The sequence below is a fragment of the Algihabitans sp. genome (genome assembly GCF_965226985.1).
Lineage (GTDB): Bacteria > Pseudomonadota > Alphaproteobacteria > Kiloniellales > DSM-21159 > Algihabitans.
Window position 1 is genome coordinate 4,046,743 of record NZ_OZ245712.1, and the last position, 18,991, is coordinate 4,065,733.

Here is an 18,991-nt window from a genome sequence, read left to right on the forward strand (position 1 = left end):
CCCGTTTCGACTGCGCCCCGTCTCGACTGCGGCACCCTAATGAAACTATACGACAGCTTTGGCCGGAATGTGACGGCCGCGACTCTTTGGCCGAATTTTCGACCCGCACCCACGCTTTCTAGACATGCACTGTTAACGAGTTGTCTTCGGGTTCGTTCCCGTATGGCGGCGTCCTGGCGCCGCTGTCACGCCTAGTTGTTGTGCATCGCCGTTTGCAGCTTGAAGAAGCGCTCGATGGAGGCCACCAGCCCGTCCGTCACCTTCGCGCGGTGGGCCTTCGTCTTCAGCTGCCGTTCCTCCTCGGCATTCGACATGTAGCCGATTTCCACCAGAACCGAGGGAACGCTGGGCGACTTGAGGACCGCGAAGCCGGCGAAACGATGGGTGTTGTTGAGCAGTTTCACCCGCTCCCCGAGCGTGTCGACCAGCATGTTGGCGAAGGATCGCGAGAGGTTCAGCGTGTCGGTCTGCATCAGATCGATAAGAATATGCGAGACGGTGTCGCTATGGGGGCTCAGCTCGACGCCGCCCAGCGCGTCGGCCTTGTTCTCCTTGGCCGCCAGCGCCGCCGCCTCGACGTCGGAGGCATCCTGAGACAAGGTATAGACGGAGGCGCCGCGAATTCGGCCGGAGGAGTGGATGTTGGCGTGCAGCGAGACGAAGAGGTCGCCGCCGGCCTGCTCCGCGATCCGATAGCGGTCCCGCAGGGGGATGAAGCGGTCGTCGGCCCGCGTCATGACTACCCGGTAGCGGCCGCTTTGTTCCAAGGCGTCGCGCAGTGCCTGCGCGTAGCTCAGCGCCAGAACCTTCTCGTAGGTGCCCGAAACGCCGATCGCGCCCGGGTCGACGCCCCCGTGGCCGGCGTCGATCACCACGGTCGGGCGCGGGTCGCTGGGGACCGCGGGCGCGGCAGGCAGCGCCGTCCTCATGCGCGGCAGTTCCTGGCGCGAGACGAGGCGGCGATCGAGTTCGTCCGCCAGGAAGGTGGGGCGGTCGGTGGCTTCCAAATCGACTACGAGCCGATAGCCCTGGCCGTCGCGCGGCGGGATCGTGAAGACTTCGCGCAGGCGTGCCGGTCCGGTCAGATCCAGCACGACGCGGCTGGTCGTCGGCGTGAAGAGGCCGTAGCGCAAATCGCCGATCAGGCCGCCCTTTTGCCCGGAAGCGGGGGCCGGCCAGTCGATCTCGGGCAGGTCGATGACGACGCGGTAGGGGTCGGCCAGAACGAAGACGCGATAGGCCGGCGCCGCATCCATCTCCAGCACGAAGCGGGTGAACTCGAGATGCGCGCCGATCCGCACGTCGGCGACCTGCGGTTTCGCCATCGCAGGTGCGGCGACCACGCAGACGGCAGCCAACGCGAGAGCGGCTACCAGGCCGAGCAGGCTTCGAACCCTGTACACGCGATCGATTCCTCGAGTCTTCGAGGCGGCTGTCTCGCAGCCGCTATCGGCTCAATCGGCTTTCACCGAACGTCAAGTATTCAGGCTGAATCCTTGACAGGTGTTAAATACACGCTGGCGAGTCGTCGGGGCAACGGTTTTCGATCACCACGCTTTCCGAAAAATCATGTGAACTCTGAATGATGCGGAACGGTCTTCAGGTGGTGTGCGATGAAGCCGAGCTGGCCTTTCGTTCCGGACGGCTATGTCACCGTCATGAACTCAAGCGTTGTTTCCCTTGGGCCAAATCCTTATGGTGCATCTTGTGGAGCCGACCTTTTGGGTAACCGCCCGTTCTCGGGGTCGGCGTGGTCTGGGCGTTTCTTCATCTGAGAAATCGCTCGACCGGCCGCACTGCATAAGGAATTCGTCGACGACCGTCGGCGCCCGGGAAACTCGAAACAGGCGCAGTCGTTGTCGCGAGCGGATCGGCCCACTTCGGGCGCGCAGAGCGCGTTTCCGGGCGTGCCGATCCTGATTTAAGGAACGTCCGGGGCTATCCGCTCCGTCAGCCGTCTCCCGCCGTTTCGGAAAGAGTGCGGCGCCACAGGACGACAAGCAAAGAAAGGATCGGGGCCCGACGTGATGGGCTGGCAGACGCTTCATAGCCGAAACGCAGAGCTCTCTGCGGATTGTCTCACGTTGCCACAGGTCCGTGCTCCGCTCCCGCTTCCCCGACAAACCGCAACCCACGGCGCGACCAGCGCCGCAACAAACTGCGCGTCTCGCGCCGCCCCCGCAGTCTGCGGTCCCTCCGCAGATGTGAGTTGGGGCGCCGGGCGTGCTCTGGAGTCGAACTTAGATGGCAAAGCGCATGCTGATCGATGCCACCCACCCGGAAGAGACCCGGGTCGTGGTCGTCGCGAACGGCAAGGTCGAAGAATTCGATTACGAAACGGCCGCTAAGGCGCAGCTGAAAGGCAACGTCTATCTCGCGAAGGTCACCAAAGTCGAACCTTCGCTTCAGGCCGCTTTCGTCGATTACGGCGGCAATCGCCATGGTTTCCTGCCGTTTAGTGAAATTCATCCCGACTACTACCGAATCCCGATCGCCGACCGCGAAGCCCTGTTGGCGGAGGAAGAGGCCCTGCGGGCCAAGATCGAGGCCGCGGCTGAGGAAGAGGGAACGGAAGATCGGCAGGACGAGGCTCAGTCGGATGAGGGCGATGACGGCGACAGCGTCGCGCCGACTACGGAGGTTGTCGGCGCCGCAGATGAGTCTGCCGGAGAAGATCCCGACGAGTCCGCCGAGAGCGGCCGCACTGGCGAGCCGGTCGAAGAGATCGAAACCGAAGGCAGTGTCGATACCGTCGGTGGCGACGAAGTGGAGGAGGCAGCGCGTCGCCGAGCCAAGCTGATGCGCCGCTACAAGATTCAAGAGGTCATCAAGCGCAAGCAGGTGATGCTGGTGCAGGTAACGAAGGAGGAGAGGGGCACCAAGGGTGCGGCCTTGACCACCTACCTGTCCCTCGCCGGGCGCTACTGCGTCTTAATGCCCAATACCGCCAAGGGCGGTGGAATCTCCCGCAAGATCGGCAATGCGGCCGACCGCAAGCGACTCAAATCGGTGCTCGGCGAACTGCAGATTCCCGACGGGATGGCGGTCATCGTCCGCACGGCGGGCGCCCAGCGCACCAAACCCGAGATTCGGCGCGACTACGAGTATCTGCTCCGCCTCTGGGACGACATCCGCACCAACACGCTGGAATCGACGGCGCCGGCCCTGATTCACGAAGAGGCCAATCTCATCAAGCGGGCGATTCGCGACCTCTATGCGCGGGATACCGAGGAGATTCTCGTCGAGGGCGACGAAGGTTACAAGGCGGCCAAGGCCTTCATGAAGATGCTGATGCCGAGCCATGCCCGCCATGTGAAACACTACACGGATCCGCAGATCCCGCTGGTCTATCGCTACGATGTCGAGCAGCAGTTGGACCTGATGCACGAGCCGCAAGTGCGGCTCAGATCCGGCGGCTCCATCGTCATCAACCCGACGGAAGCCTTGGTCGCCATCGACGTGAACTCGGGCAAGGCGACCCGCGAGCGGCACATCGAGGAAACGGCGCTCAAGACCAACCTCGAGGCGGCCGACGAAGTGGCCCGGCAGCTGCGTCTGCGCGACTTCGCCGGGTTGATCGTTATCGACTTCATCGACATGGAAGAGCCGCGGCACAACCGCGAGGTCGAGCGTCGCCTGAAGGAGGCGATGAAGGCCGACCGGGCCCGGATCCAGTTGGGTCGTATCAGCCCCTTCGGTCTGCTGGAACTCTCGCGCCAGCGGCTTCGTCCAAGCCTGTTCGAGACCGAAACCGAGGTTTGCAAGTTTTGCGGCGGAACCGGTTACCGCCGCTCCAACAACTCGGCGGGGCGGTTGGTCTTGCGTGCGCTCACCGACGAAGCGCTCAAGCGCGGCGGCGGCGAGTTGACGGTGACCGTACCGACCTCCGTCGCGTTGTTCCTGCTGAACGAAAGGCGCCAGGCTGTTCTGGACCTGGAGCAACGCTACGGTGTCGCTATTGCCGTCCGCGCTGACGATACTCTGCTGACGCCTGATTACGATCTGCGGCGTTTGACGACAGAGGGCGCGCCGCCTGTTCAGATTCTGGCCGACGACTCTGTGAGCGAAGCGGCCTCAGACGACTCCAGCGAGGCCGGCGAGGAACGCCGCTCCAGCCGTCGAGGACGGCGTGGCGGACGTAAGCGCCGGACTGCCGGGGAAGAAGAGGCTCGCGCCGCTGAGCGAACAGACGAGCAGAGCTCTGAGGACGCGCCGGAAAACGAGGAGGCAGCCGCTGAGACCGTGGCAGCCGGTACCGACGACGACGATCAGGACGAGGCCCGTCAGGCCAAGCGCCGCCGCCGCGGCAAGCGGGGCGGCCGCCGGCGGTCGAAAGCTCGTCAGGCACGTGACGATCAGGACGGCGAGGTTGAGACTGGTGAGGTTGAGACTGGTGAAGTTGAGACTGGCGATCTAGCCGACGCCGTCGTTGCGGAGGGCGCCGACGAGGCCGCAGCTCGCGGCCGGGATGGCGAAGAGCCTGCAAGCTCGGAGACGGCGGCTCAGGCGCCGCAGTCCGAGGAGGCAGAGTTCGAGCCTGCAGCGGAAGACAAGCCGAAGCGCCGGAGCCGGCGCCCGCGCCGCAGGGCGCCCGCATCCGATTCGACTGCATCCGATTCGACTGCATCCGAAACACCGGTTGTCCCGTCGGGCGAGCCCGGATTGCCTGAAAGTGTCGAGCCCGAGCCGGCTTTCGCTTCCTCAGCCTCGGCAGCCCCAGATCGTGCTTCCGACTCTCCGGTGGTCGGTCAGGCGGCAACCGGAACGGTGGATGAGGCCGAGCCGGCGGGTAAGGCCGACAGCGGGCCGCAGGAACCGAAGCGTCGCGGTTGGTGGAACCGGATTGTCGGCTGATCGGAACTCGATCAACAGTCGGTCAGGATATGTGACCCGTCTGTTTGCTGCAGGATTTCGATAGATCCAGCTTGGCAAAGCCCGATGCGGGCTTGCCGGCCGGCCTTCAGGCGGACCCGCTCCGCCACGAAGCCTCGGCCGCCGCTCAGGGCGTTGAAGCTTCCGCCGCTCTCGACGGTCAGCAAGAGCGAAGCCGTTCGCCCGGACACTTCGATCCGGGCCCCGGTTTCGGCCTGCAGCGTCATTTCCTCGCGATCCAAAGCGCATGGTGGGAGCGTCAGCCGCGCGCCGGTGGTTGCGGTCACCTCCTGCAACGGCCGGTCCGTCGTCAGCAGCACCCGCAGTCGGTCCGGGTGGACCCAACGGTCGAAGTCGCGCCGGAAATGCAACTTCGCGACCCCCGTCCCGTCCGGCCCGGGTGCCACGGTGAGATCCAGGTAGCGGTCCGCAATGACGGGGGGATCGCTCTCGATCTGCGCAACCGGTTCGTCCCCACAGGCAAGGGTCACGCTGATTGCGGTGTCGACCTGCAGTCTGCTGAAGGAGGGAATCGGTCGACTCTCTTCGGCGGCTGCGGCTGCGAGCCCTGCAGCTGCGAGCCCTGTGACGGCAAGTCCTGCGGTTAGGGCGCCGTTCAGCGGTCGTGACCGCGTCATCCCCCCGTGCCGAGAAAAGCCGCCAGGCGGTCGCAGGCTCCAGCCATGGTGTCCTGAGTGCCCGCGAAGGAGAAGCGCACGAAGCGGTGGCCCCGCAGGGGGTCGAAGTCGACGCCTGGCGTCATGGCCACACCGGTCTCTTGCAGAACGCGGGCGCAGAAGGCCGGGCTGTCGTTGGTCAGGCGTCCGACATCGGCGTAGAGGTAGAAGGCGCCGTCGGCCGGTGCCAAGCGGTCGAAGCCCATCTTCGGGAGCCGGTCGAGCAGAAGCGAGCGATTGCCGGCGTAGGCCTCGACGCGCGCGTCCAACTCGCTCCGGCAGCCGAAAGCTGCGATGGCGGCGTACTGAGACAGCGTCGGGGCGGCGACAAAGAAGTTTTGGGCCAGGCACTCCACTGGGCGAACCAGATCTTCCGGCAGGACCATCCAGCCCAGCCGCCAGCCGGTCATGCAGAAGTATTTGGAGAAGGAGTTGATGACGATTGCCTGATCCGTCAGCTCCAGCACCGAAGTGGCGCGGTCTGCGTAGGTAATACCATGGTAGATCTCGTCTGAGATCAGCCGGAGTTTCTCTGTCGCGCAGTAGTCGACCAGAGCCTGGAGGGCGGGGCGGTTCAGCACCGTGCCGGTGGGATTAGAGGGGCTTGCGACAATCAGGCCGTCCAGCGGACCCGCGCGGCTCAGCAGCTCCGGCGTTGGCTGGTAGCGATGCTCTAGGTCGGTTTCCAACAGGACCGGCTCGACGCCCAATGCTGTCAGGATATTGCGGTAGGCGGGATAGCCCGGCGCGGCCAGGGCCACCCGGTCTCCCGGTTCGAAGGCGGCCAGGAAGGCGAGCAGAAAGCCGCCCGAGGAGCCAGGCGTTGCCGCGATTCGGGCGGGGTCCAACTCCACGCCGTAGGTCGCTGCGTAGTGGCCGGCGAGCGCCTGCCGAAGCTCCGCCAGACCGAAGGCATCGGAATAGCCGATCAGCGACTGGTCCAACGCCTGCTTCGCCGCCTGCAGCACCGGCTCTGGCGCCCGGGTGGCGGGCTGGCCGACTTCCAGGTGCAAGACGTCCTCGCCTTCGGCGGCCAGGGCATTGGCCGCGCGGACGACGTCCATCACGATGAAGGGAGAGATCCGGCCTCGCTGGGCGACCTTCAGCATTTTACCGCGTTACCTTCGCTACCGTGTAGCTGCTGCTGCGTATCTACCGGGTATCTATTGGGCTCGCTCGGCGAGACCGAGGCCGCGTGGATCCGTTGCGACGGTACAAGCCGCCTCGTCGTCCTGTCGGAGGCCGATCGGGCAGGTAAAGGCGTTGACCCGTCCCGCGTCGGGACCGCGCAGCAGCGTGGCGGCGCCGAAGGTCCGCTCGACCTCCGCGAGGTCGAGACCCTGCTCAGCCTGGATCCGGCCACCCTGCCACACCAGGCGTGGCGCCTGCAGGGCGGTTGCAGCGTCGACCTCGTTTTCGGTCAGGCGCTGCAGAGCCTGTACCAGATGTTGAAAGGCTGCCTCTCCGCCGCTGGCGGCCAGGGCTTCGTCAAGCCGACCCGTTTCCGGATCGGCGATCATGGCGACGGCCAGGGGCACGCTGTTATTGGCGGCGTCCACCGGCGGCGCGGGCAGCACGATTCCCAGGCCGTCCGCCAGCCGGCCCTGCCCGAAGAGATCGTTGAGTGTAAAGCTGCAGGCCACGGCGTTGCCTCTGCGGTCGCCCGCGACGAAGGTGGCGGCATAGGGCGGCGTCGCGGTGCCGGTCGGCGGCGGCAATGGCGCCGATGCCATCTCCCGGATCGAGGTTTCCGAGACCAGGACCTGCGGGTCCGCGATGGGCAGACCGTCCGGGCCGACCCAGATCTGGCGGGCCGCTAAGGCTTTCAACCCGGCTTCCGCGGTTAAGCGCGCCTGGCGTGCCGGCGGCGCGGAGTTCCAGTTGGCGTCTTGCAGCATCTGCCACATCTGACCGGCGGCGACCCCGGCGCTGCTGCGCGGCGGCGGTAGCAGTAGCAGGCTGTCGCCGACCGGAATCTCGATGGGCGCCAGGAACTGTGCGAAGGCGTCGCGAACTTCGGTCGGCTCCATCGGGATGCCAGCCTGCCGGGCGGCTTCCGCATAGCGCCGTGCGAAGCTCGGGCTGTGCAGGTGACCGCCGCCCTGGGAACGCAGACCGCCCAGGACCGTCGAGAGCTCCGGATTGCGCAGGCGCCGGCCTTCCTCGATCCATTGGCCCGTGTCGTCTTGAAACAAGGCCGCGAGCTGTCGGTCAGCGGTCAGACGACCCTGCGCCGCCTGCAGATCACGTGCGAAAGCGCGGCTAGCGATAAAACCGAAGCGCGCAAAGTTCTCGGCCGGGGCGACCAACTCCTCCCAGCGCAGCGTGCCATAGCGCGCGTGCAGCAGAGCCATGGCACGGGCGAGCAGCGGCGGCACCGCGCCGTCGGCGGCCCGAACCGGGGGAAACAGCAGCGCGTCGCTCAAGCCGTCGGCGTCACTCCAGATCAGGCAGGCGCCGCCGCCGCCGAGGCCGACCCGGGACGGCAGGGTGACGGCCATGGTCAGTGCCATGGCGACCGCAGCATCGGCAGCCGAGCCGTTGTTGCCCAGAACGTCCCGGCCGACCACCGTGGCATTGGGCTCGTCGGCGGCCACGACGCCGGCGAAACCCTCGACCGAGACCAGTAGGCCCGTCGACTCTTCGTCGGCGCAGCCGGCGAGCAGAAGGCCGCAGGCTCCCGCCGCAAAAGCGCCACGAAGCCAGGCTTTCCTGTCGGCGTTTTTGCCGTCGGACGGTTTGTCGGCCTTCTTGGTCGTTGCGGCCGAGGAACCAGAGCGCGATTTCGCTTGGCCCGCTCCTGCAGTAGGCTGAGACCGCAACGACACAACCGCACGGAGCAGCATGCGCCACGCGCCCCAGATCGTCCAAGGTTCCGCCTCGCCCGTTGCCAGCGCAGCCGTCGACATCGCTCGCTCGCGAGTCGGTTGGTTTGGAACCGGCCTGACGGCGCGGGTCATGGCGCGGGTGATGGCGCGGGTGATGGCGTTGTCGCTGGTCGCGATGGTTCTGTTTTGGAGTGGACCGCTCGCCGCACAGCAGCGAGGGCTACAACTCATCCGCGACGCGGAGATCGAGAACACCATACGGATTTACGCCACTCCCTTGTTTCAGGCCGCGGGCCTCAGCCCGGGCGCTATCGACGTGTACTTGATCGCGGACGACTCCCTCAATGCCTTCGTCACCCAGGGCGGTCGCATGTTCCTGCATACGGGCTTTCTGATGGCCTCTGAAACGCCGCTGCAGACGATCGGCGTCATCGCACACGAAACCGGTCATCTGGCTGCGGGCCACTATATCGGGCGGCGCGACGAGATCGAGTCGGCGGGTTTTACTGCGGCAGCCAGCAGCCTCTTGGCCATTCTGGCCGGAATTGCAACGGGCGACGGACGGGTTGCCGCCGCCGTCAGCAGCGGCGGCCAGGACATCGCCCTGCGCAACCTACTGTCCTTCACGCGGGGGCAAGAGCAGGCCGCCGACCAGGCCGCCGTGGACTACTTGCGGGGGACCAACCAGAGCCCGGAAGGACTGCTCGACTTCTTCCGCATTCTCCAGAACCAGGAAGTTCTGCTGTCCGCGCAGCAGGATCCCTACCTGCGCACCCACCCGCTGACGGCGGACCGTATCACCTTCCTGGAGCAGGCGGTCGCTTCCTCCCCCTATACCGGGGCCCCGATCCCGGCCGACGTCATGGAACGTCATCAGCGCATGCGGGCCAAGCTCGCGGGGTTTCTGCGTACTCCCCGTGAAGTCTATCACCTCTTCCCTAGAGACGATGACAGCCTGCCGGCGCGCTATGCCCATGCCATCACCAGCTTCAAGCAGGGTTTTCTGGACGACGCGCTGGTGACTCTGGACGGCTTGATCGCTGAGCGGCCCGACGACCCCTATTTTCACGAGCTGCGCGGGCAGATGCTGCTTGAGAATCAGCGGGTTGCCGAAGCCTTGCCGGAGTACGAGAAAGCCGTCGAACTCCGGCCGCGCGATCCGCAGCTTCTCTTGCGGCTGGCCCAAGTTCAGGTCGAACTCGGGGTTGAGGAAACCTTCCGTGCCGCGCTGGAGAACCTGACTTCCGTTCTGGCATTCGAGCCGAACAACGCGACAGCCTGGCGCCTGTCCGCCATCGCGCATGGGCGGCTGGGGAACCAAGGCATGACCGCACTCTCTCTGGCCGAGTACAACTACGCGCGCAGCAACTGGCGCGACGCTTCCGGTCAGGCCGAAAAGGCCAAGACGCTGCTTGAGGAAGGCACGTCCGGCTGGCTGCGGGCCTCGGATCTGGCCGTTGTGGCGGGGCGAGAAGCTGAGCAGGAACGCGAACGTGAGCGATAAGACCGGTGACGCGGAGCCCGCGGACCGGCTAGAAAAAGTCAGGAAATCCCAGTCTCGAGAGGAAACGGGCCCATGGCGAAAGCCGGATCCTGCCTGACGGCGGCGTTACTGGCCGCGACGCTCCTTCTGTCCGGTTTGCTGGGCGGATGGACGGCACAGGCCCAGGACGCGACCGAGGACAGCGCCTTGAGCGATGCTGAACGAGCGGAGGTGCGCGCCCTGGTCCGCGAGACCTTGATGGAGAATCCCGAGATCCTGATCGAGGCACTGCAGCTTTTCGAACAGCAGCAGCTTCAGGCCGAGGCGGAGCGGCAAAGCCAGGCGCTGGCGGCCCACAAGGCGGCGTTGGAGAACGATCCGACAGCGCCGGTAATCGGCAACCCCGAGGGTGACGTCGTGGTGGTCGAGTTCTTCGACTACAACTGTCCTTACTGCCGCCGTGTGGCCGAGCCGCTTCGTCAGGCGATCGAGGCCGATGGAAATCTGAAGGTGGTGATGAAGGAATGGCCGATCCTCGGTCCCGAGAGCTACTTCGCCGCCCGTGCGGCTCTGGCGGCCCAAGAGCAGGGGCGTTACGAGGCGTTTCACTTCGCGCTGATGGAGCGCGCCGGCCGACTGACCGAAGAACAGGTGCTGGCCGTGGCGGAAAGCCTCGACCTCGACATGGCGCGGTTGCAGGCCGACATGCGCAGTTCGGACATCGATGCGGCGCTCCAGCGGACCTACGACCTGGCCGAAGCGCTCGGTATCAGTGGCACGCCGGCTTTCGTCGTCGGCGAGGAGATCTTGCCGGGCGCCGTCACCATGTCTCGTCTCCAGCAGGCGGTGGCTCAGGCGCGCGAAGGAAGCTGAGAGCAGGATCGCCTGAGATTGAATCGCTTCGGCGATTCCACCTCAGGCGTGAATCCTACTCTCATTGCACTCTAGGGCCTCCTTCGGGGTTCCCCTTTGTTGCTGCTTGCGCAGGCGCGTGCTAGGCCTTCGCCAAGGTCGACTAAGCGAATCGTCGGGGGTAAAGGTGGCCGCTGCGCCGCGGGTCCTGCTGTTAAACGGGCCGAATCTCAATATGCTGGGAAAACGCGAGCCGGAGATCTACGGTCGCGAAACCCTGTCCGAACTGGAGGCAGCCTGCCGGCGGCGTGCGGGTGAACTCGGCCTTGGTTTGGAATGCCGTCAGTCGAATCACGAAGGTGCCCTGGTCGATTGGATTCAGGAGGCTCCGGGCCAGTTCGATGGGTTGCTGCTCAACCCGGGCGCCCTGACCCATAGCTCGATCGCGCTGCTGGACGCCCTCCAGTCGGTGCGGTTGCCGACGATCGAGGTGCACCTCTCCAACATTCACAGGCGGGAAGTATTCCGCCATCACAGCTACGTATCGCTGGCCGCCGACGGTGTGATCATAGGTTTGGGTCGGCAGGGCTACCTGCTGGCGCTCGAGGCTCTGGCAGAGATGCTCGGCAGCCAGGTGGAGGTTTGAGTGAGTAAGTTTCCCATCGACGAAGAGGCTATTCGCAAGCTGGCGGAGCTCTTGAACGAGACCGGCTTGAGCGAGATCGAGATCGAGGACGATGATCGCCGTCTGCGCGTCGCCCGCCAAGCGGCGCCTGTTCAGGCCAGCGTGGCCGCGCCCAGCGCAGCCGTCGCGCCGGCACCGGCGGCGGAAGAAGTGGCTGCCGGTCCACACCCCGGCACCGTCGCCGCGCCGATGGTCGGAAGCGTCTACCTGGCGCCCGAGCCCGGCGCCGCCCCCTTCATCCAGGTCGGCGATACGGTGCGGGAAGGTCAGACACTCCTGATCATCGAAGCGATGAAGGTGATGAACAACCTGCCTTCGCCACGCAGCGGCAAGGTCACGGCCATTCTGGTCGAAGACGGCAAGCCGGTGGAGTTCGGCGAGCCGCTGGTCGTCGTCGAGTAGGGCGGGAGCTGGCAGGTCGGTGTTCGAAAAGGTTCTGATCGCAAACCGTGGCGAAATCGCTCTGCGCATCCACCGCGCCTGCCGCGAGATGGGTATTCATACCGTCGCCGTGCACTCCACGGCGGACGCCGACGCGATGCATGTGCGTTTGGCGGACGAATCCGTCTGTATCGGCCCACCGCCATCGGCCAGCAGCTACCTCAATATGCCGGCGATCCTCTCGGCTGCGACCATCACCGGGGCGGATGCCATTCACCCCGGGATCGGCTTTCTTTCGGAGAACGCGACCTTCGCTGCGATGGTCGAGGAACACGGCTTCGTCTTCGTCGGTCCGGAGCCGCAGCACATCGCCCTGATGGGCGACAAGGTGAAGGCCAAGGAAGCCGCCAAGTCTCTCGGTATTCCCGTCGTGCCCGGCTCCGATGGCGCGCTCGGCGATCTGGAGGCGGCGCGCGCCGTCGCCGCCGATATCGGATATCCGGTGCTGATCAAGGCGTCCGCCGGGGGAGGTGGACGCGGCATGAAGATAGCCAAAACCCCGGAAGAGCTGGTCGGTCAGATCCAGGCCGCGCGGGCCGAGGCCAAGGCCGCCTTCGGCAACGACGAGGTCTATCTGGAGAAGTATCTGGCCAAGCCGCGCCACATCGAGGTTCAGCTTCTGGCCGACGGTCAGGGCGGTGTCATCCATCTCGGCGAACGCGACTGCTCGGTTCAGCGGCGCCACCAGAAGGTCATCGAGGAAGCGCCCTCGCCGGCGCTGAACGCCGCGGAGCGGGAGCGTATCGGAGAGATCGCGATCACCGCGACCCGGAAGCTCGGCTACCGCTCGGCGGGTACGTTGGAATTCCTTTACGAGGACGGCGAGTTCTACTTCATCGAGATGAACACCCGCCTACAGGTGGAACATCCGGTCAGCGAGATGATTACCGGTATAGACCTGGTGCGTGAGCAGCTTCGTATCGCCAACGGGCAGCCGCTGGAATTGACCCAGGATCAACTGGTCTTCGAAGGGCATGCGATCGAGTGCCGCATCAACGCCGAGAACGCCGAGACCTTCGTTCCTTCTCCGGGTCGCGTGACGGAATATCATGCGCCAGGCGGTCTAGGCGTCCGCGTGGATTCCCATCTTTATGGGGGATATCGCGTCCCGCCCAACTACGACAGCCTGGTCGCCAAGCTGATCGTCCAGGGTCGAAACCGCAACGAATGCCTGATGCGCTTGCGCCGGGCCTTGGAGGAAATGGTGGTCGAGGGCATCGACACCAACCTGCCGCTGCATCGCCGTCTGATCCAGGCCGCCGACTTCATCGACGGTTCCTACAACATTCATTGGCTCGAAGCTTGGCTCGACGGCCAGGCCAAATAGGGTTGCAAGGCTCGCCCCCTCTGGACGCGCGCCCCGGATTCCGTAACCTAAGCAGATGCAGCTGACGCCGGAGTTGCTCCTGCGGGCCTATGCCGTCGGCATTTTCCCGATGGCGGAAAGCCGTGACGATCCGGAGATCCATTGGATCGATCCGGAGATGCGGGGTCTGCTGCCTCTCGACGAGGTGCACGTGCCGCGCAAGCTGAGACGCAAGATCCAGCGCGGTCTTTTCGATGTGAGGGTCAATACGGCCTTTACAGAGGTTATCCGCTGCTGCGCCGAACGAGCCGGCAATCGGCCCGAAACCTGGATCAACCCGACCATCGAAGCGCTTTACGGAGAACTGCATCGCATGGGCTTCGGCCACTCCGTCGAAGCCTGGCGAAGGGACCCAGAAACCGGGGAAGAGCATCTCGTCGGAGGTCTCTATGGCGTCGCGCTGGGGGCGGCCTTCTTCGGCGAATCGATGTTCAGCCGCGAGAACGACGCCAGCAAGGTGGCGCTGGTGCATCTGGTAATGCGCCTGCGCAAGGGCGGTTTCGGTCTACTGGATACGCAGTTCACTACACCGCATCTGCGCCAGTTCGGCACGGTCGACGTACCGCGCAGTCACTATCGCGCTCTCCTGTCGAAGGCCCTGATGCGCCAGGCCGTCTTCCCCCGCCATCTGGCCCCGGAGGACGTCGAGCAGCAGCTGCGCGAGTTCGACTGAAGGCTATTCGGTTCCGGTCGGCTCCGCCGGATCCTCTTGTGCATCTGCCGATGCCTCGGAGGACTCCTGCGTGAACTGTTCGGAGCAGTCCTTGACCCAGACATCGTAGACGGGGTGTTCCAGAGCCGCGACAGCGGGGGAGGAGGCGTACATCCAGCCGGAGTAGACCGGCTTGCGCGGGCGATCCGATTGAATCTCCGCGATTTCAAGGAATGCGATGGCCTCCGGAGCCTCGGTTGGCGGCGTCTTGTGACAGGCGCGCACCACGACTTCCAATCCGCCGAAATCCACGGGCCGGTCGACCGCTGCCTCGAAGGTGGAAATCCGCGCCGTGACCTTGTCGAGACCCTGAAGGACGGCGACGGGATAGGTCGGTGGCGGCCAGTTTTCGCGTTGAAGCAGAGGCTGGGTTTGATCCAACTGGGCCAAGACCGATCCCGACGAAAGATAGGTCAGCGCGGCGATGAACCCGAAGAGACCTAGCCGACAGCCGCTCATCCCTTGGCTCCGTATGGATTCTGCAGAGAGTCGAGCAGGTGCTGAAGGGTCTCGCGCAACTGCGCTTCTTCGGCGCCCATCAAGATGCCGTCCTCCAGAGCGTCCTGGGCCAACTCGCGAATCTCCTCAAGGTTCTCGTTCAGAACCTTGATCTTCTCCTTACAGGACAGTGGCTTGCCCTGGTTGTCGTGCCAGGTCGGCGGTGCAAAGCCGGGTCGGTCGGATGCCTTGGTCGTCATGAGAGGGACTTAACCGTCCGCCGTGACATTCGCAAGGCAGCTTCGCTGGAATACCCACAGCCCGCTTGTGTGGTGGTATCTTTGTGTCGATTGCCGGATACCTGGGCTCTCGTTCGGGAGTGTAGCCGGTGAAATCTTGGCTGTGGGGGGCCGTTATGGAGAGCGCTGACGACGTTCTGAATACTTTGATCTTCTACGTCTCGACCTACGGACTGAACGTCGTCGGGGCGATCTTCATTCTGCTCATCGGCCTAATCATCGCCGGTTGGGTGGCGCGGATGGTCGAGAACGGGCTTGCACGCACGGGCCGGGTCGACGAGACGCTGCGTGGTTTCTTCGCCAGCTTCGCCAAGTACTTCATCATCGTCTTCACGGTCCTGGCGGTCCTTGCGCAGTTCGGCGTGCAAACGGCCAGTCTGATCGCCGTCTTCGGCGCCGCCGGCCTGGCCATCGGCCTCGCCTTGCAGGGAACGCTCAGCAATCTGGCGGCGGGTGTCATGCTGCTGCTCTTCCGGCCATTCAAGATGGGCGACTACATCGAAGCCGCCGGTCTCTCGGGAACCGTAAAGGGCATCACGCTTTTCGTTACGGAACTCGCTACCCCCGACAACGTCCAGGTCGTGGTGCCGAACGGGCAGCTGTGGGGCGCGTCGATCCACAACTACTCCTTTCACGACACGCGGCGGGTCGATCTGACGTTGGGTATCGGCTACGAGGCCAATATCGCCGAGGCCAAGGCCGCGATTCTCGACGAGATTGGCAAGGACGCCCGGGCCCACGCAGATCCGGCTCCGATGGTGGCGGTGCTGGGCCTCGGGGACTCCTCGGTCGACCTCGTGGTGCGCATCTGGTGCAAGGCCGGCGACTACTGGGGACTCAAGTTCGATATGACCGAGGCGCTCAAGAACCGCTTGGACCGGGACGGGATTTCGATTCCCTTCCCGCAACGCGCCGTTCACATCGTCGGGGCGCCCAGCGCCCTGTCCATTCCAGGCTGACGGTCCCGAAGCGTCAGCCCTGATGCGATCAGCTCGGCCCGAAGCCGCCGCCCCCGCCGCTGGGCTGACTGCCGCCACTGTCGCTGCCGCCGAAGATGAAGCGGCCGAGCAGATCGACCACGTTGATGGCGCCCTGCGTATACTCGATCCTGCCGCCGGGCTGCAGATTCTCCAGGGCGCCGCCGGGCTGCAGTTCGATGTAGTTTCCACCCAGCAGACCCTCGGGAACGATTCGCGCCGAGGTGTCGTCGGGCAACTGAATGCGGTCCTCGATTGACAGCGTGACTTCGGCGAAGAAGGTGTTGGGGTCCAGTTCCTGAGCGGTCACCGTCCCAACCTTGACGCCGCTCATGCGGACGTCGGCACCCGGTGAAATGCCGCTGGCGTCGTCGAAGACGGCCGACACGGAATATCCACCCACTGTGCGCAGGCCGCTGGCGTTGAAGGCGAAGGCGACGAAGGCGGCGGCAATGACCAACACGACGCCGCCCATCACGGTCTCGATAATGTTTCGCTTCATGGGTCGGTAACTTGCTCCCCCTCAGCGGCTCGCTTGGCTTTGCCGTATGCGCTCTTGCCGGTGGTTTTCAAAACCAAAAATATAATCGTCGGCTTACTCCGGCGACCAGGCCTCGTAGTCGCCCGTAGCTCGGTCGCGGCGACCGCCCTCCAAGGTGTGCCCCGGCGGACGATAAGCCTCTCCGGTGCCGGTCTGGTTGGGTTGGTGTTCCTTCATCCAGACTCGGCGTGGCGTGCCGCCCTCGGGCGGCGGATCGTCGGTCGTGTGGTGCAGCCAGGCATGCCAGTCGGGCGGTACGCGCGAGGCTTCGACCTTGCCGGCGTAGACCACCCAGCGCCGCTCGCGCCGAAGCGAATCCCTACGCTTCAGCGGACCGCGCTTATCGCGAAAGTACTTGTTTCCCTGAGCGTCGGAGCCGACCGGCTCGCCGTTCAGCCATGTAAATAGCTTGGTTCCGAGTGACGTCATGTCTCTGTTCGTAGCCATCCTGGAAGCGGCGCGACTATCGCACCTCTGCCGCCGAGCGTCCAGCGATACGCAGGCACCGCCAACCCTCTGCCCTAACGTTATTCTCGCGGAGATTTACAGAGCCTTAGCGAAGGACCGCCGAGGCCTCATCTAGGATCTGCTCCTTGGTTCACCATCTGTGAAGCTGCGCCTGTCGACTGGTCGGTCGACGGATTGCTCATTCCGATGATGCGATGGGAGACCTATGATGAAAGTCTTGGCGGCTTTTGCCTGTGCGGTGCTTGGCTATGCGATCCTGCAGTCTCCCGCTTCGGCTCGAACGGCCGATCAGATCGCAGACGAGTTGGCTGTGCAGAGAGTGCCGACGGAGATCGAGATCGCCGTGGATCGCAAGGACTGGGAGCGTGCCCGTTCGTTTTTCGTCGACGAGATCCGAGTCGACTTCTCCTCGCTCAGCGGCGCTCCGCCAGCAACGATTCCGGCGGACGGCCTGATCGCTGCCTGGTCTGCAAATCTCGGGCCGCAGAAGCAGAGCCACCATCAACGCGGCCACGGTCTGGTGACGCTCGACGGCGACCGAGCGACTGTCTACTCGCAGGGCTATGCCTGGAACCGGATGGAGGGTAATGGCGATCCGCTCTGGGAGGTCTGGGGGAACTATACGCACGAACTCCTGCGGACACCGCAGGGTTGGAAAGTCACTGCCATGACCTTCGAAATGACGCATCAGCGCGGCAATGACTGGGTCCGCGACACTCCGGCCCCTGGCGATTGACCCGCCCCTGGCGATTGACCCGCCCCTTGAGATTGACCCGCCCCTTGAGATTGACACTGCCGCCTCGCCCTGCCTCGTTGCGACTGACGAGGGTCCTTTGAAGCGGCGCGTGCTGGACAGCCGGGCGCCGCCCGGCGATATAGGCATGCAGGCGAGACAGGCGGACAGGGCGGGGCAGACTGGTTTCATGGTGCAGGACTTTTGGCGCGACAGCGGCTTCCACCTATTGGAGCCGAACGACTCAGGTCATCTTCGAATCACCGACGACTTTCTACGCGCCTATTTCAACCGGCCGGAGGTGCGTCCGGTCGAGGAGTCCAACGATGCCGAACGCCAGCTGCACGGCCACCTGCTGACGAACCCGCGAGAGGCCGTTTCGGACGAGCGCTTGGCTGCGCTCGAAGACCCGGATGCGATCGAGACCTATCGGATCGTGCTGGCCTTTCGCGATCGCCTGATCGCAGCGGGAACCGTGGAGGCCGCCTATCTCGGGCTCTTCGCGGATCCGCCCGACCCCGGGCGGGGGCAGCCGCCGATTCCACCGCTCTTCTACGATCAACTCGCCCAAGTGGTGGTGCGGCGAGTGCTGGAAGGAACGGACTATCCCCTGCGCGCCCGGGCCGCAGAGCTGCTGTTTCGCGAGCAGAAGGTTACGATCAACGAAGGCCACATCATGGCGGCGGATGCTGAGACCGTCGAGATGTATGCCTCCACAGGGGGGTTCGGATCTCTCGGCAAACTGGTCGCCGAAGCTCAGACACCCCTGCGCACGATCGAACTGGAGGTGCTGGGCGAGGAAAATGCCGAGCTCTACTGGACCCGCGATACCCGCTTCGACACGGTGCTGAACCTCAATTTCGCTGGCGACGGGTTGGATGCTCTCTGCCGGGTGCTGGAGGCTTGGGTCCGACATTTCCTGGCCGTCGAGGTTTCGCTGCAGCCGGTACAGGAGATCAGCGACGAACGCTGGCTCTGGCATATCGGCCTGGACACTGAGGGCACGCGGCTGCTCAACGACCTCTACGACGGTAACGAGGTCGGGGAGGTTCGCCTCGCGCGTCTGCTGTCGCTGTTCAGATTGGAGTTCCGCGACACGGCCGACATGCGTCCCGATATTGCCGGCCGGCCGGTATACCTGGCTCTCAGCATGGACGAAGCCAGCAATCTCAAGCTCAAGCCGCAAAACCTTCTGGTCAACCTGCCGTTGGCTCGACGCTCCTGACCGGCGTTATCGTTTCAGCGAATGCCGTGGCGTCTCAGTTCCGGTTCGAGCCGCCCGGCCAGCCAGAGAAAGAACATCCGGAAGTCGCTGATCAGCGACCAGGCGGGATAAGTGAAGGTCGCCGGCCGATTGCGCTCGACCGTGGCATGGGCGATCCAGGCGAAGGCGTAGCCTGAGACGATGGCGGCCAGCACGAGCCACCAAGTCTGAGTGGCGATAGCTCCGCCGAGAATGGCCAGTCCTAGTGCCGTACCGACGTAGTGCAGGGCGCGGGTCGCCGGTCGACGGTGCTCGCCCAGATAAATGGGCCAGAACTCGGAGTAGGTCTTCGCTTCGGGCAGATCGGCCATGTCCCGCTTTCCCTCGGTGTCCCGCTTTCCCTCGGGGGCCTCGC

19 protein-coding genes are annotated in these 18,991 nt (G+C 64.7%); 10 read left to right on the plus strand and 9 right to left on the minus strand.

Annotated elements, in window-relative coordinates; translation table 11 throughout:
* Positions 1–191: 191 nt before the first annotated feature.
* Positions 192–1,403: an N-acetylmuramoyl-L-alanine amidase gene (locus tag ACO054_RS18540; protein WP_421708067.1), complete on the minus strand. Its 1,212-nt coding sequence runs from the start codon at positions 1,401–1,403 to the stop codon at positions 192–194.
* Between the two features lie 841 nt (positions 1,404–2,244).
* On the opposite strand from ACO054_RS18540, the gene ACO054_RS18545 reads away from it, so the two are divergent.
* Entirely contained in the window at positions 2,245–4,854 is a 2,610-nt protein-coding gene (locus ACO054_RS18545) for an Rne/Rng family ribonuclease (protein WP_421708068.1), read from the plus strand.
* Positions 4,855–4,865: 11 nt separating this feature from the next.
* On the opposite strand, the gene ACO054_RS18550 is transcribed toward ACO054_RS18545, so the two are convergent.
* From ACO054_RS18550 to ACO054_RS18560, 3 genes are read right to left on the minus strand one after another with little or no spacing between them, the layout of a single operon-like run.
* On the minus strand, positions 4,866–5,510 hold the full coding sequence (locus ACO054_RS18550) for a hypothetical protein (RefSeq protein ID WP_421708069.1): 645 nt from the start codon (positions 5,508–5,510) through the stop codon (positions 4,866–4,868).
* A complete protein-coding gene (locus tag ACO054_RS18555; protein ID WP_421708070.1) occupies positions 5,507–6,658 on the minus strand; it encodes a pyridoxal phosphate-dependent aminotransferase in 1,152 nt (383 codons plus the stop codon). Before ACO054_RS18555 ends, ACO054_RS18550 begins: the two co-directional genes overlap by 4 nt.
* A gap of 54 nt (positions 6,659–6,712) precedes the next feature.
* Entirely contained in the window at positions 6,713–8,395 is a 1,683-nt protein-coding gene (locus ACO054_RS18560) for a gamma-glutamyltransferase (RefSeq protein ID WP_421708071.1), read from the minus strand.
* Between ACO054_RS18560 and ACO054_RS18565 the strand changes: the two genes are divergently transcribed.
* The 6 genes from ACO054_RS18565 to aat all read left to right on the plus strand — a co-directional run bounded on the left by ACO054_RS18565 (position 8,394) and on the right by aat (position 13,877).
* Positions 8,394–9,881 carry a M48 family metalloprotease gene (locus ACO054_RS18565; RefSeq protein ID WP_421708072.1) on the plus strand — a complete coding sequence of 496 codons (1,488 nt, stop codon included), beginning with the start codon at positions 8,394–8,396 and terminating at the stop codon, positions 9,879–9,881. The genes ACO054_RS18560 and ACO054_RS18565 overlap by 2 nt on opposite strands.
* A 72-nt stretch (positions 9,882–9,953) precedes the next feature.
* Entirely contained in the window at positions 9,954–10,733 is a 780-nt protein-coding gene (locus tag ACO054_RS18570; protein WP_421708073.1) for a DsbA family protein, read from the plus strand.
* A 166-nt stretch (positions 10,734–10,899) separates the two neighbouring features.
* On the plus strand, positions 10,900–11,358 hold the full coding sequence (gene aroQ / locus ACO054_RS18575; protein WP_421708074.1) for a type II 3-dehydroquinate dehydratase: 459 nt from the start codon (positions 10,900–10,902) through the stop codon (positions 11,356–11,358).
* On the plus strand, positions 11,359–11,799 hold the full coding sequence (gene accB / locus ACO054_RS18580; protein WP_421708075.1) for an acetyl-CoA carboxylase biotin carboxyl carrier protein: 441 nt from the start codon (positions 11,359–11,361) through the stop codon (positions 11,797–11,799).
* Positions 11,800–11,818: 19 nt separating this feature from the next.
* Entirely contained in the window at positions 11,819–13,165 is a 1,347-nt protein-coding gene (gene accC, locus ACO054_RS18585) for an acetyl-CoA carboxylase biotin carboxylase subunit (RefSeq protein WP_421708076.1), read from the plus strand.
* A gap of 55 nt (positions 13,166–13,220) precedes the next feature.
* Complete coding sequence (gene aat, locus ACO054_RS18590; protein WP_421708077.1) at positions 13,221–13,877, plus strand: leucyl/phenylalanyl-tRNA--protein transferase; 657 nt, start codon at positions 13,221–13,223, stop codon at positions 13,875–13,877.
* A 3-nt stretch (positions 13,878–13,880) separates the two neighbouring features.
* On the opposite strand, the gene ACO054_RS18595 is transcribed toward aat, so the two are convergent.
* A complete protein-coding gene (locus tag ACO054_RS18595) occupies positions 13,881–14,375 on the minus strand; it encodes a DUF2155 domain-containing protein (protein ID WP_421708078.1) in 495 nt (164 codons plus the stop codon).
* On the minus strand, positions 14,372–14,614 hold the full coding sequence (locus ACO054_RS18600; RefSeq protein ID WP_421708079.1) for a hypothetical protein: 243 nt from the start codon (positions 14,612–14,614) through the stop codon (positions 14,372–14,374). Before ACO054_RS18600 ends, ACO054_RS18595 begins: the two co-directional genes overlap by 4 nt.
* A gap of 155 nt (positions 14,615–14,769) precedes the next feature.
* Between ACO054_RS18600 and ACO054_RS18605 the strand changes: the two genes are divergently transcribed.
* Positions 14,770–15,612 (plus strand): mechanosensitive ion channel family protein, encoded by an 843-nt coding sequence (locus tag ACO054_RS18605; protein ID WP_421708080.1) that lies wholly within the window; start codon positions 14,770–14,772, stop codon positions 15,610–15,612.
* Between the two features lie 28 nt (positions 15,613–15,640).
* Here ACO054_RS18605 and mlaD read toward each other — a convergent pair whose 3' ends face one another.
* Together mlaD and ACO054_RS18615 are read right to left on the minus strand one after the other, a co-directional pair.
* A complete protein-coding gene (gene mlaD, locus ACO054_RS18610; RefSeq protein WP_421708081.1) occupies positions 15,641–16,132 on the minus strand; it encodes an outer membrane lipid asymmetry maintenance protein MlaD in 492 nt (163 codons plus the stop codon).
* A gap of 93 nt (positions 16,133–16,225) precedes the next feature.
* Positions 16,226–16,618, minus strand: a complete 393-nt coding sequence (locus ACO054_RS18615; protein WP_421708082.1) for an NADH:ubiquinone oxidoreductase subunit NDUFA12 — start codon at positions 16,616–16,618, stop codon at positions 16,226–16,228.
* 229 nt (positions 16,619–16,847) lie between these two features.
* On the opposite strand from ACO054_RS18615, the gene ACO054_RS18620 reads away from it, so the two are divergent.
* Complete coding sequence (locus ACO054_RS18620) at positions 16,848–17,375, plus strand: nuclear transport factor 2 family protein (protein WP_421708083.1); 528 nt, start codon at positions 16,848–16,850, stop codon at positions 17,373–17,375.
* Between the two features lie 187 nt (positions 17,376–17,562).
* Positions 17,563–18,597, plus strand: a complete 1,035-nt coding sequence (locus ACO054_RS18625; RefSeq protein ID WP_421708084.1) for a DUF6352 family protein — start codon at positions 17,563–17,565, stop codon at positions 18,595–18,597.
* Between the two features lie 14 nt (positions 18,598–18,611).
* Here ACO054_RS18625 and ACO054_RS18630 read toward each other — a convergent pair whose 3' ends face one another.
* Positions 18,612–18,947 (minus strand): Mpo1-like protein, encoded by a 336-nt coding sequence (locus ACO054_RS18630; protein ID WP_421708085.1) that lies wholly within the window; start codon positions 18,945–18,947, stop codon positions 18,612–18,614.
* Between the last annotated feature and the right edge of the window lie 44 nt (positions 18,948–18,991).

Bases quoted from the DNA above. Each gene is read 5' to 3' on its own strand.
- ACO054_RS18545 (WP_421708068.1), top strand. From the start codon at position 2,245: ATGGCAAAGCGCATGCTGATCGATGCCACCCACCCGGAAGAGACCCGG.
- ACO054_RS18550 (WP_421708069.1), bottom strand. From the start codon at position 5,510: ATGACGCGGTCACGACCGCTGAACGGCGCCCTAACCGCAGGACTTGCC.
- ACO054_RS18555 (WP_421708070.1), bottom strand. From the start codon at position 6,658: ATGCTGAAGGTCGCCCAGCGAGGCCGGATCTCTCCCTTCATCGTGATG.
- ACO054_RS18565 (WP_421708072.1), top strand. From the start codon at position 8,394: ATGCGCCACGCGCCCCAGATCGTCCAAGGTTCCGCCTCGCCCGTTGCC.
- ACO054_RS18560 (WP_421708071.1), bottom strand. From the start codon at position 8,395: ATGCTGCTCCGTGCGGTTGTGTCGTTGCGGTCTCAGCCTACTGCAGGA.
- ACO054_RS18570 (WP_421708073.1), top strand. From the start codon at position 9,954: ATGGCGAAAGCCGGATCCTGCCTGACGGCGGCGTTACTGGCCGCGACG.
- aat (WP_421708077.1), top strand. From the start codon at position 13,221: ATGCAGCTGACGCCGGAGTTGCTCCTGCGGGCCTATGCCGTCGGCATT.
- ACO054_RS18595 (WP_421708078.1), bottom strand. From the start codon at position 14,375: ATGAGCGGCTGTCGGCTAGGTCTCTTCGGGTTCATCGCCGCGCTGACC.
- ACO054_RS18600 (WP_421708079.1), bottom strand. From the start codon at position 14,614: ATGACGACCAAGGCATCCGACCGACCCGGCTTTGCACCGCCGACCTGG.
- ACO054_RS18605 (WP_421708080.1), top strand. From the start codon at position 14,770: ATGGAGAGCGCTGACGACGTTCTGAATACTTTGATCTTCTACGTCTCG.
- mlaD (WP_421708081.1), bottom strand. From the start codon at position 16,132: ATGAAGCGAAACATTATCGAGACCGTGATGGGCGGCGTCGTGTTGGTC.
- ACO054_RS18615 (WP_421708082.1), bottom strand. From the start codon at position 16,618: ATGGCTACGAACAGAGACATGACGTCACTCGGAACCAAGCTATTTACA.
- ACO054_RS18620 (WP_421708083.1), top strand. From the start codon at position 16,848: ATGAAAGTCTTGGCGGCTTTTGCCTGTGCGGTGCTTGGCTATGCGATC.
- ACO054_RS18625 (WP_421708084.1), top strand. From the start codon at position 17,563: ATGGTGCAGGACTTTTGGCGCGACAGCGGCTTCCACCTATTGGAGCCG.
- ACO054_RS18630 (WP_421708085.1), bottom strand. From the start codon at position 18,947: ATGGCCGATCTGCCCGAAGCGAAGACCTACTCCGAGTTCTGGCCCATT.